The following is an 891-nucleotide window of genomic DNA, read 5'->3' on the forward strand; positions in this document are numbered from 1 at the left end:
AAGTGGTGGAGGGATAGCCCCAAGTCAATAATTTTAAAATTGTTTTAATTTAGAATTAATAGATGAATGGTCGTAAACCAAGAAAATAAAGTTTCCTAATTCTTAGGAAGAGGGAGGCGTACAATCTATGAGTTTAATAGACTGCATAATTGAAGAATCGAATATTTATCGAGCAATTCATGCGCTGAAAAGCAATAAGGGAAGTAAAACTCCAGGAGTGAATGGCGAAACCATAAGCGATATATTAAAAATTGAAGATGAAATAGTAAAACGAATTAAATACGATTTAAAGGGCAGATACACACCTAGAATGGTTAAAAGAGTAGATATTCCAAAAGGAGATGGAGAGTTTAGACCGCTAGGAATACCTAATATCTATGATAGACTAGTACAGCTATGTTTTAAACAAATTTTAGAACCAATAGTTGAAAAGAGTTTCCATAAAAATTCCTTTGGATTCAGACCACAACGTAGTACAGAACATGCTATAGCAACTTGTTATCACATGATAAATATAGCGAAATTACATTTTGTTGTAGATATTGATATAAAAGGTTTCTTTGATAATATAAATCATAAAAAGTTGATAAAACAACTTCAGCGATTTAAATCTATCGACAAGAAAACCTTGTCAATAATAAAACGTATGTTGAAAGTAGAAACTGTATTACAAAACAAAGATATTATTCAATCTGAGAAGGGAACTCCCCAAGGAGGAATACTTTCGCCATTATTAGCCAACATAGTCTTAAATGAACTTGACTGGTGGATATATAAACAATGGTTAGGATTAAAAACCAAAAGAGAATATTCCACTCTTGGAAATAAAGAAAGAGCTCTTAGAGATACAAACTTAACAGAAGTTAGAATTGTTAGATACGCAGATGACTT

At 31.4% G+C, this 891-nt stretch carries 1 protein-coding gene; it reads left to right on the forward strand.

Translation table 11 applies throughout. The annotated features are described in order from the left end of the window. Positions 1-127 precede the first annotated feature (127 nt). A partial coding sequence (locus tag HMPREF0202_RS07035) for a reverse transcriptase domain-containing protein (protein WP_023052382.1) occupies positions 128-891 on the forward strand: 764 nt, incomplete at its 3' end.

Origin of the sequence: Cetobacterium somerae ATCC BAA-474, assembly GCF_000479045.1 — a bacterium.
Lineage (GTDB): Bacteria > Fusobacteriota > Fusobacteriia > Fusobacteriales > Fusobacteriaceae > Cetobacterium_A > Cetobacterium_A somerae.